The sequence below is a fragment of the Kocuria palustris genome, from assembly GCF_007666205.1.
Taxonomy (GTDB): domain Bacteria; phylum Actinomycetota; class Actinomycetes; order Actinomycetales; family Micrococcaceae; genus Kocuria; species Kocuria palustris_A.
This window is the reverse complement of record NZ_VDOR01000051.1, coordinates 1-285: the sequence shown is the minus strand read 5'-3', so window position 1 is coordinate 285 and position 285 is coordinate 1. Positions and strand designations below refer to the sequence as shown.

The window sequence follows — 285 nt, the reverse complement described above, 5'->3', positions numbered from 1 at the left end:
GCGGTGTAGGCGGGGGAGCCGGACATGCGGTAGAGCAGCGCTGCGGTGGCGTTGCGGTCGATGTCGGCGGTGGGGCGGAAGGTGCCGTCGGCCCAGCCGGTGAGCAGGCCCTGGGAGCGGGCCCAGGTGATCTCCTTGTAGAACTGCGAGCCGGGGGCGACGTCGCGGTAGGGGGAGACGCGCGGCGGGGTGTAGGCGGGGGAGCCGGCCATGCGGTAGGCCACGGCGGCCATGGCGTCGCGGTGGATGTTCTCGTTCGGGCGGAACGTCCCGTCGGACCAGCCG

The 285-nt window shown here is 73.7% G+C and carries 1 protein-coding gene; it reads right to left on the bottom strand.

The features are described from left to right. Window positions 1-285, bottom strand: a 285-nt coding sequence (locus tag FSY66_RS12455) for an S-layer homology domain-containing protein (protein WP_144795415.1), incomplete at both ends; no start/stop codon positions are given.